The following is a 14,210-nucleotide window of genomic DNA, read 5'->3' as shown; positions in this document are numbered from 1 at the left end:
CTCCTTGTATATTGTTTCATGTGAAACTCGATTATATTTTCTTCTTTAGTTTCACATGAAACATTGCTCTTTATCTTACTTCTAATTCGTAAGCAACTCTTTCTTTATCATCTAAAATATTTTTCATAGTTAATTTTATAACACCTTTTTCTTTGAATCCAAATCTACTTAAAAATTTTCTCATTATTTTATTATCTAAATGCGTATCTATTCTCAAAAATTTTATATTTTGAGACTTAGCAAAAAGATAAATAGCTTGCATAAATTCTCGAGCGATTCCTTGATGACGAGATTTTTTAGCCGTAGCTAAATGATGAATAGCTAAATAACTAGAATTTTCTGACCAAAAAGTAGGGGAGTTTTCATAATCTGCATCAAAAGTAGTGAGCATAGCTGTAGCAACTATCTCACCTGATTTATCGTATATGTATGATATTCCTTCGTTGATATCATTAGTAATCACATCACGACAAGGGGAACCATGTTGCCACTGATTCACCCCTTGTTCTTTTAAAAACTCCCTACCATCTTCTATTATCTTCATTACAACTTCTAATTCATCTTTTTTCGTTGTTCTTAACATAGTTTCACCTATTTTATTCTAATTAGTTTTTCTTGGTATCTATGCTCTTTATCGCGTAGTAGTGTTCTTATTACCTGCATAGTTTTTTCCATCGCCTCTATAGCGGAAAATTCCCATATCAGCGTAGCTTCCATAAGTAGTTCGAAGGCATCTTTAATCCCCCAGGTCTATCTGCGCCTCTGGCATCCCCTATAAATAATGCATTATTTAAAGATACTTCATCAATTACTATGTTTTCAGTTGTATGTCCAACTAATCTATGCAATACATCTGCTAAATATGGATCTATTATATCTTTTTCCATCAAATAATCGATATATTCAGATTCTGATTCAAAAATTGGTAACTGTATATCTCTTTCTACTAAATAATTTCGTCCGTATGTTTCTCTAACAATATCTATTTTCCCTAGTTCATCGAATTTTATATAATCAATAGAATATTGTGAATCACAATCATTTACGTCTTCTATATAGAATTTTGGTCCCATAAATTACCTCTCTTCTAAAAAATTAATAACGGATGCAACCTAATATTATAGTTTATTCTAATTAAGTCGCCTCCGTTCATTTTATATGATATTTTAAAATTTGTTGTTTACATTCTTTAAATACCAGCGAATATTAATCTTAATGCTGGTTCATTAAAAATACACGTCATGGTTTACCATAACGCATATTTTATTTTACAATAAATTATCTTTTAATACAAGCTCAACAGGACAATGATCACTACCAAATATTTCATTGTGAATAGTCGCACTTTCTAAGTACTCTTCTAAGTCACGACTTACTAAGAAGTAATCAATTCTCCATCCTGCATTGTTTTTACGTGCATTAAAGCGATAACTCCACCAAGAGTATGCACCTGTTAAATCTGGATTATAATATCTAAATGTATCGATAAACCCTGCATCTAATAACTTCGTGAATTTTTCTCTTTCTTCTGGTGTGAATCCTGCATTTTTCGTGTTTGATTTTGGATTTTTTAAATCTATTTCTGTATGAGCAACATTTAAATCTCCACAAACAACTACACCTTTAGTTTTGTTTAATTCTAATAAATAATTTTTAAAATCTTCTTCCCAACTCATACGGTATTCTAATCTCTTAAGCTCACTTCCTGAGTTTGGCGTATACACTGTAATAAAGAAGAATTTATCATATTCTAATGTAATTACACGACCTTCTGTATCATGTTCTTCGATTCCTATACCATATGTTACATTTATCGGCTCGTGTTTAGTATATATTGCAGTTCCTGAGTACCCTTTACGCTCAGCATAGTTAAAATAACTATAATAACCATCAAATTGTAAATCTAATTGGCCTGCTTGCATCTTCGTTTCTTGTAAACAAAAGAAATCAGCATCTAATTGTTTAAAATCTTCTTCAAAATTTTTACCAACGATCGCTCTAAGACCATTGACATTAAAACTTATACATTTCATTTCGTTCTCCTTTTTGTTTCATGTTTCATGTGAAACATTTTATTTTCCTAAACAGAATCTACTGAATAATTCATTTATCAGCTCATCACCTGAGTTTTCTCCGATAACTTCTCCTAATAGATTGAATGTATTCGTATAGTCTATTAACACCATGTCTACTTCTAATCCTAATTCAGCCGCACCGATAGCATCGTTTAGACTAACTAAAGCACGTTGAATAAGGTTGATTTGACGTGTATTTGATAAATATGTAGCATCTTTTGGACGAGCAGCTCCACCGAAGAATAGGTCTCTTATATTTTTCTCTAGTTCATCTATTCCTTTATATGTTGTCATAGATGTTTTTATAATAGGGTGGTTATACGCTAATTTTTCAACTTCTGCAATATCAATTTTTGTCTCTAAATCTAGTTTATTTAATATTACAATAGTAGTTTTTCCTTCTGTTAGTTTTAATAACTCTTTATCGTCTTCAGTTAATTCTTCGCTACTATTTAATAAGAATAGTACTAAATCTGCTTTTTCTAAAGCTTCTTTACTGCGTTTAACACCTATTTGTTCTACGATATCGTCTGTTTCACGAATACCTGCTGTATCGATTAATTTAATAGGTACTCCTTTAATATTTACATACTCTTCTAGAACGTCACGAGTTGTTCCTGCAATATCAGTTACGATAGCTTTATTTTCTTGCAGCAGGTTATTTAACAGCGAACTCTTACCAACGTTTGGTCGTCCAATAATCGCTGTATTTATTCCTTCTTTAATTATTTTCCCTTGTTTTGATGTCTCTAATAAACTTTCTAAACTATTTCTAATACTTGTTGATTTTTCAAGAATAGTTTTTGTCGTTTCTATTTCTAGGTCATCGTATTCAGGATAATCAATATTTACCTCAACAACTGTTAAGATATCTAAAATTTCAGCACGCAAGCGTTTAATAAGTGTCGATAAACGCCCTTGCATTTGATTATTGGCTATTTGACTAGCCTCATCTGTTTTACTCTTAATAAAGTCGATTACAGCCTCTGCTTGTGTTAAATCGATACGACCATTTAAGAAAGCACGTTTTGTAAATTCACCTGGTTCAGCCATTCTAGCTCCATGTTCTAAGCAAAGTGCAAGTACTTTTTGAATCGTTACAATACCACCGTGACAGTTGATTTCTATAACGTCTTCTGTAGTATATGTACGAGGACCTACCATTTTCACAAGCATAATTTCTTCGATTTTTTCATTAGTAGTTGGATCAACTACATTTCCATAATTTATAGTGTGACTAGCTAGACTCTCTACAGTTTTTCCTTTTGGTAGTCTAACTATTTTTTCAGCGATGCTAAATGCTTCGTCACCACTAAGTCTAACAATACCTATAGCTCCTTCTCCTAGAGCTGTCGATATAGCGCAAATTGTTTCACTCATTGTTCAAACTCCTTTAAAATTTTTATATTAATAAAAAATTCATATCCTATTTATTATACACTATTCCTTTGAATTTTTCTCTATATACGACCAAGCTACATTTTATATACTTTTTTAATAATGTGTTAGGGGAGGGCGAACAAAAAAGGCCCATCAAAAAATCGGACTGATGGAAAAAATCAGTCCGATTAAGATTGTTGAGTTTAGTTCGTTCAAACAAATAGAATGCTTGCAATCAGCATAAAAAACCAGCAACTTTTTTATGAAGTTTCTGGTTTTGTTTATATAATTTTTATAAAGAAGTAATAAAAGTTATACCACCTAATATTACTCCCGCTGCATTGGGAATGATAAGGATCCAGTCTTTTTTAGGTTCTTTTGTCCAACCATAGATTACCCAAATTAAACAAGAAACTGCTGCAAATAGTGGTTGGAATGGTTGAGCTTTTTCTCCTTGTAAGTTAGCGATAATTTGTGGAATATATGCAATAAAAACAAGAATCCCAATAAAAGCTCCAATAGATCCGACAAAGCGATTAATTTTTTGTTTAGACATATAATATACCTCCTGAGGTCTCATTATATCAGAAGAGAAAAGATACTGTCAATAATTATGTTAAACACAAAATATTATACACTAACAAAAAAAAGGATTCCTGAGCTTTAAGCTCATGACTCTTCTCATCAGTCCTAAATTTTGTAGAACCACAAAAAATAAGTAGCTTGGATAAATCTCCAAACTACCCATTTTTTATTATTTTATTAAAAAGTTTTTAATAAGATATTAATTCTCTTCGTTCATAAGTTCAATTTCTGAAATAGCGAATTCTAAGTCATCTAAATCATACTCTTTTGGCAGTACACCACATGCTCCATTAGCAAATGCCTGTCTTTTATATACGGGTACTTCTCCAACGCTACTGCAGATAAGCACTTTTGCACCTGGAAACTTCGTACAAATTTCCTTCGTCGCCTCTAAACCATCCATTATCGGCATACAAATATCCATCGTCACGAAATCTGGTTTTATTCTTCTATACATTCGCACAGCTTGTTCACCATTTTCTGCAAAATAATACTCATATCCTGCACGACTAACAACTTCAGCACCACGGCTTCTATAATAAGAACTATCATCAACTATTAATACTGTCTTCATTAGACCTCCTATTTAGCTGTAATAACTAAATATCTATGTGGCTCTTCGCCACGTGATTCTGTTTCAACATTTTTAATACCTGTTAAAGCATTGTGAATAATTTTTCTTTCGATGCTTGTCATAGGTTCTAATTCAACTGGTTTTCCAATTTTTTTAGATTTCTTAGCTAAGTTTAATGCTAAGTCTTCTAATGTTTTTTTACGATTTTCTCTGTAATCGTCACAGTCAACTTCGATTCTGAAGTAATGTGAGCTGAATTTTTTAGCGAAGTTATTAACTAAAAACTGTAAACTATTTAAAGTTACACCACGTTTTCCGATAATTAGGCTAGTATTTTCTTCTGTTTTAATATTTAAAGTGAAGTGACGATTTCCATCTTCTCTAAAATCAACAGTCGCATCAGGATATCCCATCGCAATAACGATATTTTGTAAATAACTTACAATACGATCTTTATTTTTTACGATATAATCTTCTCTTTTAGCTTTTTTAACAGGCTCTTCTGTTGCTTCTGCTTCTTCAGTTTCAACAACAGTTTCTTCTTCAACTATTTCTGTTTTTTCAGTTGTTTTCTCAACCTCAATAACTTTTTCTTCTTTTTTCTCTACTTCAATAACTTTAGCAACAGCTTCTTCTTTATTATATTCTTCATCTAATGGAATTAATTTTACCTTTGCTTCTTTTTTGAATAATCCGAAGATACCTGTACTACCACCTTCGATTACTTCAATTTTCACTGCATCTTCTGATAAAGCTAGGTCTTTTAACCCTTTTTTAATAGCCTCATCTACAGTAGCTCCAATATAATAATATTCTTTTTCCATTCTTAACTCCTCTTCGCTTTCATAAGTTTTGATCTTTTTAAAACATGATCGATGCTGCTACCAAATTCTAAAAACGGCAATTCTTTAGCACCAGGTCTTGCAATCACTATTATATCATAGTTTTTTACATATTCTTTTCTTGTTTTAAAAGTTTCTCGTATATATCTTTTTATTTTATTACGTTCGAAGGCCTTTCCTAATTTTTTACTTACAGAAATTCCTAAACGCATATGGTCTAAATTATTTTTTTGATAATAAATAACAAACTGTCTATTTGCAAAAGATTGTTTTTTTCTTATAATATTATCAAAATCTTGACTTCTTTTTACTCTATATTCTTTTTTCATTTTAAAACCTTTCTTAACACTAATATTTTAACAGTTTATTTACTTTTTTACAACTATCTTTCATATTTTTTAGGACTGTCTAATAAAAAAAGGGTACCACTTTCGTGATACCCTCAGTGCAAACATTAAGCTGAAAGAACTTTTCTTCCTTTAGCTCTACGTCTTGCTAATACATTTCTTCCGTTTTTAGTGCTCATTCTAGCTCTAAATCCGTGTACTTTTGAATGTTTTCTTTTATTTGGTTGATACGTACGTTTCATTTTGTCCTCCTCGAGTTTTCTTTTCTTTAACTTAGATAGATGTAATAACTGAATTAGTTTAACATATCTGAAATAATTTATCAAGCAAAAACCTCATTTTTTCAAAAAAAATATTTTCTTAAAGAAAAATATTCTAAATGACAGTCTTTTTAGCACTATTTATGAGTAATATTTCTTTTAACCTATTAATATAAATCCCCATTAAAGTACAAAAAAATAATATAGTTGTTAATAATCTCTTAAAAACTATAGAAAAATATTTAAGTATATTTCCCATTAACTTTTTCACAGTTTTTTTATAGTTATCCACAATTTTTTGTGAATAACTTAAATAACTTTAAAATCTCAATTTTACTTTCTTAGTAGTTTTTCACAGATTTATAACGTTTTTCACAATTTCACATTCAAAAGTTTTCCACAGTTGTTAATTGTGTGTGAAAAACTCATAAACTATATCTATAGCAATGTTCATCTTTGTTAAAAATTTATTGATATTTTATTCTTCCTTCTTTTATTTCTTTAGTTTTTAACATATTCACAGCTTTTTCTTAGTATTTTATTCACATAGTTAAAAACTTCTGTTAACAACTTGTTAATAACTATCATTTTATTTTATTAACAGTTTATGCTATAATTATTTATATATTTTTTTAAGGAGGTATTTCATTGAGTAATTCTAATTTCTTATGGGAAATAATTCTTCGTGAACTAAAAAGTACTGTAGATCCTCATGTATTTGATACATGGTTTTCTAGTGCTTCTATCGATAATGTCGATTTTATGAAAAAATCTATCGTTATTACTAGTAAAGAAGCTCTTATTTCTCAATTTATTCAAAGTGCTTATGATCAAAAATTAAAAGAAATACTAAAGAAAAATACTGGATTTGATTTCAATATAGAATATACTTCCCTTGATAATGATCTTCCGCTAATTTCGCCTCATGTTGAAGATGAAAAACCAGCAGCAGAAAACTTAATTAGACAGAATTTCCTTCAAGGTGATAAACCTTCTGGAGCTCAACATTTTTATCAAAAACAAACTTTCCCTCTAGAAGATTATAAAAAACCTGAACCTAATAAGAATATTATAGCGAGCAAGAAAAACCCTACGCTTAATAAAAACTATACATTTGAAAACTTTGTAGTAGGAGAAGGGAATGCTTTTACACATAATATAGCTTGGAACGTGGCTGTTTCTCCAGGTGGAATATACAACCCCCTATTTATATACGGAGGGGTTGGACTTGGAAAAACTCACTTACTTCACGCTATTGGTAATGAAATGGAAGCTAATTTCCCTGATTTTAAAATAGAGTGTATATCTTCTGAAAAATTCTTAAATGAGTTTCTTGCTTCTATTAAACCAATGAAAGATAAGAACAACTATACTAATGCGGATGAAGACTTTAGAAGAAAATACCGTGATGTAGATGCTCTTTTAATCGATGATATTCAATTTTTATCAGGGAAAACAGAAACACAAAACGCATTTTTCCATACATTTAATGAACTACAAATGAATCAAAAACAAATCGTTCTTATAAGTGATCGCTCTCCATCTCAACTTAATGATTTGGAAGATAGATTGGTTACTAGATTCAGTCAGGGGATAACTGCAGATATTACACCACCTGACTTCGAAACTCGTATGGCGATTATTAAATTTAAATGCGAACAGTTCGATATTAAACTAGATGAAGAAACACTTACTTATATTTCTAGCAATGTCTCTTCTAATATAAGAGAGCTTGAAGGGGTGCTTAAACGTATCAAGTTCACAGCAACTTCTAAACATGAACAACCTTCACTTAGTATTGCCGAGGAAATACTAAAAAGTGCTAAAACTTCACCAAGAAAAAATATCTCACCTGAAAATATCATTAATGTATGTGCTGACTTCTATAAAATCAAGGTTGATGATATTCTTTCATCTTCTCGTAAAAAAGAAGTCGTTCAGGTTAGAAATATTGCTATCTATCTATGTAGGGAACTTACTACTTTATCATTCCCTTCTATAGGAGATTGCTTCAATAAAGATCATACTTCTATTCTTTATTCATTTAATAAGATTGCAAAACTTAGCAAAGATGAAAATCCAGAAATTTTTGAAGATATAGAAGTAATAAAAGAACGTTTAGGAAAAATTTAGAAGCCTGTTAAATTCTACTATAGATATTCAAAACTTTTTTAACAAGTTATTAACAAGTGAAAATTCAGTATTTTTGAGCTATCTTTAGTTTTCCACAGTTTTTACAGGCCTTATTATTATTATTTTATTAAATATATATTATATATAAGGAGAAAAAATGAAATTTACTATAACTAAATCAAATTTTCTTGATGGATTAAATCATGTATCAAGAGTAATAGCACCTAATTCTCTTTTTGAAATTTTAAAAGGTATAAAAATAGAATTAGAAAAAGATCAACTTATATTAAAAGCAAGTGATTCTTTAGTATCGGTTGAATATTCAATAAATAGTTATGAAGATGACAAAGAAATTATAACTATTGAAGAAGAAGGTCAAGTAGTTTTACCATCTCGTAATTTTATAGAAATTATTAGAAAAGCACCTACAGATTTAATAGAAATTAAAACAATAGAAAATAACATATTAGTTAAATCAGGAAAAAGTGAATTTAACGTAAAAGGATATGATGCAAATGATTATCCAGAATTCCCAGTTATTTCTAAAGAAAATAGTCTTAAATTAGAAGCTAATATCTTTAATGATATTATTAAAGAAACAGTATTCTGTACAGCTCCTAATGATCAAAGACCAATTTTAGAAGGAGTTAACTTCTCATTAAGTAACAAAATTTTAACAGCTACAGCTACTGACTCATATCGTCTAAGTAGAAGACAAGTTACACTTAATGATGAAGATAGTAATAAAGAGTTTAATTTAATTATTCCAAGAAAAGCTCTAACTTACTTCCAAAGAATGATAGAAAATGGAAAAGACCAAGTAGAAATCTTCTATGAAAACAATAGAATAGTTCTTTACTATCAAAATGTAGTTTATACAGTATTATTAATTAGCGGAAACTATCCTAATACTAATAAACTTATTCCTACTGTTTTTGAATGTACATTTGTTGCAAATAGTAGAGAATTCTTTAATGCTGTAGATAGGGTTGCATTAATGAGTAGAGAAGATAAAGATGATATCATTAAATTAGTAGTTACTGATAATCTATTAGAAGTTTCTTCTCAATCAAAAGATTTAGGAAGTGCTGTAGAAGAATTAAAAGTATCTTCTACGTTAGAAGATGACAAATTTGAAATTTCTGTATCTGGTAAATATTTAAAAGACGCGGTATCTGCAGTTGCTGCTGAAGAAATTATCGTTAAGTTCTCTGGAGAATTAACAGCGTTTATTATTCAACCAAGTGATTATCACAGAGAAATTATTGAATTAATTTTACCGGTAAGAACTTACTAATAAAATATAAAAATTAGATTTAAACATAAAAATGTAGTTATTTATTAGATATTCAACAAGTTTTTAAACAACTTTTTGGGTATCTAATAAACTGTGCAGGAGAGATTTTACAAATAGGGGATACAAATAAAATCTACATTTATTTTTTAAAATCGAGATTTTTGAAGTATTCGTATAATTGTAAATTTGCTCCTTTTTCAAGGTTAATCAAGGAGGAACAATGACAAAAAAATCGAATGGTATATTAATTATACTAGGTGTTATCTTTTTAAGTCTTATATTAAGAACACCTATAACATCAGTTGGGGCAATATTAGGTCCATTAAAATCTATATTAGATATAAATAATACAGTGGCAGGATTTATTACAACAATCCCATTAATTGCTTTTGCAATTTTTAGTCCTATGGTAGCAAAACTTTCAAACAAAGCTGGATTAGAAAAAACATTATTATTAGCTGTTGTGACAATAAGTATCGGATTAGCGTTAAGATTCTACATTAATACGTATGTATTCTTTCTTACGACATTTATAATTGGAGTAGGAATAACTGTAGGTAACGTACTGTTACCAGGATTAGTAAAAAAATATTATCCAGAAAAACTTGGTCTTATGACAGGTTTTTATGCAGTTGTTATGAATGTAGGGGCGGCAGTTGCGGCTGGTATTAGTTATCCAATCTTAAGTACAAATATCGGTGGAGAAAAATTCTCAACAGGTCTTGCTGTTAATATTTGGTTAGTAATAGCTGTAATTAATATTTTTGTATGCACAGCAATGTCGAAAAATAGTAGTGTAAGTGAAGTGAAAGATAGTCATGAGAAAGTACATGGATACTTTAAACATTCGAAAATGTGGACTATTATGCTGAGTATGGGGCTGCAATCAGCACTATTTTATTGTAGTGTTTCTTGGTTTTCAGAAATAATGATTAGTAAAGGTTTCACACCAGAAACTGCAGGATTATTATTATCTATAAGCCAGTTCGCACAATTCCCATCTACATTTATCGTACCGATTTTAGCAGATAAACTACATAATAAACTAATTATTCCTGTAATTATTACTGTAGGATACTTAGTGTCATTAGTAGGAATGCTATATACAAGCGGAAATTTCGCAACAATGTTAATCTTTATTATTATCTTCGCCTTAGCTGGAGGAGGATCATTCTCTTATGTAATGTATCTATTCTCTGCTAAATCAAGAAACGAAAGAGAAGCGGCTGATATTTCAGGATTAGCTCAATCAGGAGGATATTTATTAGCTGCAGTATTCCCACCATTACTAGGATACATTAGAGATATTTCAGATTGGAATAAAGGATTATATGTATTAATTTTAACTGCTGCGGTATTACTAGTAACATTAGTACACTGTAGTTCAAAAGGGAATATAATAGAAAAATAACTTAAGAAAGAGGTTCAAAAATAATTTGAGCCTCTTTTTTCTATGAAACTGAATAGAGAAATATAGAATAATAAGAAGAAAAACATAAAACTGTGATATTACAGAGTAGAAAAATAATAGTAAATAACTAATACACTTAAATGTAACATAAATACAGAAAATTAAATATAAATAGTACAAGTAGAAAAATAAAGAAAATAAATAAAATTTTTTTAAAAAATTTAACCTTAAAAAATGTACTAATTATAATAAAATTAGAAAATTATCTTGTACTAAAAGTATATGCATAAACAAAGACAACAAAAGGAAAACGCTTTAATTTTCGTAGGTAAAACACTATAAAAATTTCAAAAAATATATGAAAATTTGTTTAGATTAATAACAAGATAGCATAAATAAAGGCAATAAAAACACTTTCTTTTTTTCCAATAGTGTGATATAATTCTAAGGGAAATGAGATATGCGTACTTTAATAAGAGTTGTTATAGTATTTTATCCCATAAAAATAAAATAGTAAAAATAATTACTTAAAAAATATCTAAAACTATATATATATTAATGGAGGTTTTCTTATGAAAGCGAAAAATAGAAAAGTTGTTTTAATAGGAGCAGGAATGGTAGGGATGAGCTTTGCTTATCAATTATATTCAAGCGGACTTTGTGAAGAACTAGGATTAATCGACTTCTTCGCTGAAAAAGCTGAAGGTGAAGCAATGGACCTTAACCACGGTGGAGCTTTAGTACCACCTATTAAAGTAACTTCAGGTGGATATGAACAATGTGCTGATGCAGACGTTATCGTAATCGCTGGAGGTCTTCCACAAAAACCAGGTGAAACTCGTCTTGACCTAGTTGACAAAAACATTAAAGTTGTTAAAGATATGTCAGAACAAATCGTTGCTTCTGGATTCGATGGAGTTATTGTTATTGCATCTAACCCAGTAGACGTATTAACTAACGCTTTACAAAAATTCACTGGATTCCCAAGAAACAGAATTGTTGGATCTGGTACAACTCTTGACTCTTCAAGATTCCGTTACATCTTAGGAGACAAATTAGGATTAGCACCAAGCAGTGTTCGTGGATATATCATTGGGGAACACGGAGACACTCAACTTGCTGCATGGAGTAACGTAAATGTTTACGGAAAACAATTCGATAAATTCTTAGAAACTTCTAAATATACTAAAGAAGATTTCGCTGATGTTGAAGAAAAAGTTATGCGTGCTGCATACGAAGTAATTAACCGTAAACGTGCTACTTACTACGCAATCGGACTTGCATTATTCACAATCGTTAAAGCTATCTTACGTGACGAAAACGTAGAATTAGCAGTAAGTGGATACTGTGATGGGCACTATGGAATCGAAGGACTATACATTGGTACTCCAGCTATCGTAGGACGCGAAGGTGTTCGTGAAGTTGTTGAATTACAATTAACTGATGAAGAAACAGCTAAAATGCAACACTCTGCTAAAGTATTAAAAGAAACTTTAGACAAAGCATACGCATCTTTAGAAGCATAATTTAAAGAAAATTATAGGAGAGTTAGATTCTAATCTTAAATTTTTAAGGAGAATTTAACTCTTCTTTTTTTTTATTATTTCAATAAAATGAATATTAATATTAAAGGGAAGTAAACGTTTTTTGAAAATAAAAAAATATAGAAAAAATTGTTTTCAAATACTAGACTTATAGAAAAAAATTTGGTACAATATATACGGATGAAAAGGTTTTTAAAGTTATCGGAAAATTTAAAATAAAAAAGTAGAGGAGAAAAACTATGACAATAACGATATATGACGTAGCAAAAGAAGCAAAAGTATCGATGGCGACAGTTTCAAGGGTTGTTAATAATAATCCAAACGTAAAAGAAGATACAAGACTACGTGTACAAGAGGTTATCAAAAAATTAAGATATACACCTAACGCTGTTGCCAGAGGACTTGCTAGTAAAAAAACAACAACTATTGGTATTGTATTACCAGATATAGCAGATTTATCTTCAGCAGAAATAGTTAGTGGTATTGAATCAGTAGCTAATATGTATAAATACAACATTATTTTAGCAAACTCATGTGATGATAAAGAAATTGAAAAAAATATCTTCGCTTCATTTGTAAGTAAACAAGTAGATGGAATTATTTACTTAGGTCATTCACTATCAGACAGTTCAAAAAATTACTTACAAGATATTCAAATACCAGTAGTTTTAGCAGGTAACCTAGGAACAGATTCTGATTTCTATGCAGTAAATATTGATTATGAAAAAGCAGCATACGATGTAACGAAAGAATTTTTAGCAAAAGGATCTAAAAATATTTCATTAGTAATAGATAAATACGAAAGCCAAAAAACTCAAAGACTGATAAAAGGATACAAAGATGCCCTTGCTTCAGAAAAAGTAGAGTTTAAACCGCAAAACATAATTGATGGATATAGAACATATAAAGAAAGTAATAAACTATATAAAGCATTAAGTAATATCGATTCAGAAGTAGTAATTACTATGTTTGATGAAGTAGCACTAGCTATAATGCAACAAGCACTAGATTTAGGTGTTAGTATTCCAGGTGATTTACAAATCCTTTCATTAGAGAATACAAAACTAATAAACATGACAAGACCGAAAATTTCTTCAGTATTCCAACCAATATTTGATATCGGTGCAGTATCAATGCGTGTACTAACAAAAATAATTGATATTGAAAAAGCAAAACGTAAAGGTGAAGAAATAGATGAGGTAGAATTAGAAGAATTTAATGTACAAGAAAATGAAATGAATCTACCTTATAGAATAGTTCATAGACAAACTACAAAATAAATAAAAAAACATATTTTATAGAAGAAAAAGTTTAGAAATAGAAAAAATGAAATTTTCTAAACTTTTTTTTCATTTTCTATTGACATAATATAAAACTGGTGATAGAATAATAAAAGTCTTCTGATAGAGAAGCCGAACAATAAAACATTTCAAAATATTAAATGTTAAGAAATTTCAAAAAAACTCTTGACAAAAAATAAAAGAAATGATATTATTAATAAGTCTTAAAAAGACAAGAAGCTCTCAAAAAAAACTTTAAAAAAAAAATAAAAAAAGTTCTTGACAAAAACTTCTAAAAATGATAAAATAATTTAAGTGTTGAACAAAAATTTGAAAGAAATTAAATAATGCGGGTGTAGTTTAGTGGTAAAACCTCAGTCTTCCAAACTGATGTTGTGAGTTCGATTCTCATCACCCGCTCCATTATTTTGAACATTGAAAACTAAACGAATTAAGTCAACGTTAATTCCAAAAAAGGACAG

The 14,210-nt window shown here is 29.5% G+C and carries 15 protein-coding genes and 1 tRNA gene; 6 read left to right on the top strand and 10 right to left on the bottom strand.

The genetic code is table 11. The features are described from left to right. Window positions 1-70: 70 nt before the first annotated feature. The 10 genes from RYK99_RS04890 to rpmH all read right to left on the bottom strand — a co-directional run bounded on the left by RYK99_RS04890 (window position 71) and on the right by rpmH (window position 6,045). Window positions 71-583: a GNAT family N-acetyltransferase gene (locus RYK99_RS04890; protein ID WP_314990656.1), complete on the bottom strand. Its 513-nt coding sequence runs from the start codon at window positions 581-583 to the stop codon at window positions 71-73. Between the two features lie 8 nt (window positions 584-591). Further along, window positions 592-717, bottom strand: coding sequence for a hypothetical protein (locus tag RYK99_RS04885; RefSeq protein ID WP_314990654.1), 126 nt, complete (start codon window positions 715-717; stop codon window positions 592-594). Continuing rightward, window positions 702-1,073, bottom strand: a complete 372-nt coding sequence (locus tag RYK99_RS04880; protein WP_314990652.1) for a hypothetical protein — start codon at window positions 1,071-1,073, stop codon at window positions 702-704. The genes RYK99_RS04885 and RYK99_RS04880 overlap by 16 nt, the downstream gene beginning before the upstream one ends. A gap of 195 nt (window positions 1,074-1,268) precedes the next feature. Continuing rightward, window positions 1,269-2,033: an exodeoxyribonuclease III gene (locus tag RYK99_RS04875; RefSeq protein WP_314990650.1), complete on the bottom strand. Its 765-nt coding sequence runs from the start codon at window positions 2,031-2,033 to the stop codon at window positions 1,269-1,271. 39 nt (window positions 2,034-2,072) lie between these two features. Continuing rightward, the gene (gene mnmE, locus RYK99_RS04870; protein ID WP_102169912.1) at window positions 2,073-3,455 is read right to left on the bottom strand and encodes a tRNA uridine-5-carboxymethylaminomethyl(34) synthesis GTPase MnmE; all 1,383 of its coding nucleotides are present in this window, start codon (window positions 3,453-3,455) and stop codon (window positions 2,073-2,075) included. A 292-nt stretch (window positions 3,456-3,747) separates the two neighbouring features. Further along, a complete protein-coding gene (locus tag RYK99_RS04865; protein ID WP_060913362.1) occupies window positions 3,748-4,011 on the bottom strand; it encodes a SemiSWEET family transporter in 264 nt (87 codons plus the stop codon). 228 nt (window positions 4,012-4,239) lie between these two features. Continuing rightward, entirely contained in the window at window positions 4,240-4,614 is a 375-nt protein-coding gene (locus tag RYK99_RS04860; protein ID WP_314990646.1) for a response regulator, read from the bottom strand. An 8-nt stretch (window positions 4,615-4,622) separates the two neighbouring features. Next, window positions 4,623-5,438, bottom strand: a complete 816-nt coding sequence (gene jag / locus RYK99_RS04855) for an RNA-binding cell elongation regulator Jag/EloR (protein ID WP_314990644.1) — start codon at window positions 5,436-5,438, stop codon at window positions 4,623-4,625. 2 nt (window positions 5,439-5,440) lie between these two features. Next, entirely contained in the window at window positions 5,441-5,785 is a 345-nt protein-coding gene (gene rnpA, locus RYK99_RS04850; protein WP_003147423.1) for a ribonuclease P protein component, read from the bottom strand. A 125-nt stretch (window positions 5,786-5,910) separates the two neighbouring features. After that, complete coding sequence (rpmH, locus tag RYK99_RS04845) at window positions 5,911-6,045, bottom strand: 50S ribosomal protein L34 (protein ID WP_003144116.1); 135 nt, start codon at window positions 6,043-6,045, stop codon at window positions 5,911-5,913. A gap of 666 nt (window positions 6,046-6,711) precedes the next feature. On the opposite strand from rpmH, the gene dnaA reads away from it, so the two are divergent. The 6 genes from dnaA to RYK99_RS04815 all read left to right on the top strand — a co-directional run bounded on the left by dnaA (window position 6,712) and on the right by RYK99_RS04815 (window position 14,151). Beyond that, on the top strand, window positions 6,712-8,196 hold the full coding sequence (gene dnaA, locus RYK99_RS04840; protein WP_314990641.1) for a chromosomal replication initiator protein DnaA: 1,485 nt from the start codon (window positions 6,712-6,714) through the stop codon (window positions 8,194-8,196). Window positions 8,197-8,353: 157 nt separating this feature from the next. Continuing rightward, complete coding sequence (dnaN, locus tag RYK99_RS04835) at window positions 8,354-9,493, top strand: DNA polymerase III subunit beta (RefSeq protein WP_314990639.1); 1,140 nt, start codon at window positions 8,354-8,356, stop codon at window positions 9,491-9,493. A gap of 220 nt (window positions 9,494-9,713) precedes the next feature. Beyond that, on the top strand, window positions 9,714-10,904 hold the full coding sequence (locus tag RYK99_RS04830) for an MFS transporter (protein ID WP_314990637.1): 1,191 nt from the start codon (window positions 9,714-9,716) through the stop codon (window positions 10,902-10,904). Between the two features lie 572 nt (window positions 10,905-11,476). Further along, window positions 11,477-12,430, top strand: a complete 954-nt coding sequence (locus RYK99_RS04825; RefSeq protein WP_314990635.1) for an L-lactate dehydrogenase — start codon at window positions 11,477-11,479, stop codon at window positions 12,428-12,430. A gap of 257 nt (window positions 12,431-12,687) precedes the next feature. Next, window positions 12,688-13,728 carry a LacI family DNA-binding transcriptional regulator gene (locus RYK99_RS04820; RefSeq protein ID WP_314990633.1) on the top strand — a complete coding sequence of 347 codons (1,041 nt, stop codon included), beginning with the start codon at window positions 12,688-12,690 and terminating at the stop codon, window positions 13,726-13,728. A gap of 349 nt (window positions 13,729-14,077) precedes the next feature. Further along, a tRNA-Gly gene (locus RYK99_RS04815) sits at window positions 14,078-14,151 on the top strand. The last annotated feature ends 59 nt before the right edge of the window (window positions 14,152-14,210 follow it).

This window comes from uncultured Gemella sp. (assembly GCF_963537375.1).
Lineage (GTDB): Bacteria > Bacillota > Bacilli > Staphylococcales > Gemellaceae > Gemella.
This window is presented reverse-complemented; position numbering and strand designations above follow the sequence as displayed.

Coding starts and splice junctions, on each gene's coding strand:
- rpmH (WP_003144116.1), bottom strand. CDS start 6,045: ATGAAACGTACGTATCAACCAAATAAAAGAAAACATTCAAAAGTACAC.
- jag (WP_314990644.1), bottom strand. CDS start 5,438: ATGGAAAAAGAATATTATTATATTGGAGCTACTGTAGATGAGGCTATT.
- RYK99_RS04860 (WP_314990646.1), bottom strand. CDS start 4,614: ATGAAGACAGTATTAATAGTTGATGATAGTTCTTATTATAGAAGCCGT.
- mnmE (WP_102169912.1), bottom strand. CDS start 3,455: ATGAGTGAAACAATTTGCGCTATATCGACAGCTCTAGGAGAAGGAGCT.
- RYK99_RS04830 (WP_314990637.1), top strand. CDS start 9,714: ATGACAAAAAAATCGAATGGTATATTAATTATACTAGGTGTTATCTTT.
- dnaN (WP_314990639.1), top strand. CDS start 8,354: ATGAAATTTACTATAACTAAATCAAATTTTCTTGATGGATTAAATCAT.
- RYK99_RS04885 (WP_314990654.1), bottom strand. CDS start 717: ATGGAAGCTACGCTGATATGGGAATTTTCCGCTATAGAGGCGATGGAA.
- RYK99_RS04890 (WP_314990656.1), bottom strand. CDS start 583: ATGTTAAGAACAACGAAAAAAGATGAATTAGAAGTTGTAATGAAGATA.
- RYK99_RS04865 (WP_060913362.1), bottom strand. CDS start 4,011: ATGTCTAAACAAAAAATTAATCGCTTTGTCGGATCTATTGGAGCTTTT.
- RYK99_RS04825 (WP_314990635.1), top strand. CDS start 11,477: ATGAAAGCGAAAAATAGAAAAGTTGTTTTAATAGGAGCAGGAATGGTA.
- RYK99_RS04820 (WP_314990633.1), top strand. CDS start 12,688: ATGACAATAACGATATATGACGTAGCAAAAGAAGCAAAAGTATCGATG.
- rnpA (WP_003147423.1), bottom strand. CDS start 5,785: ATGAAAAAAGAATATAGAGTAAAAAGAAGTCAAGATTTTGATAATATT.
- RYK99_RS04875 (WP_314990650.1), bottom strand. CDS start 2,033: ATGAAATGTATAAGTTTTAATGTCAATGGTCTTAGAGCGATCGTTGGT.
- RYK99_RS04880 (WP_314990652.1), bottom strand. CDS start 1,073: ATGGGACCAAAATTCTATATAGAAGACGTAAATGATTGTGATTCACAA.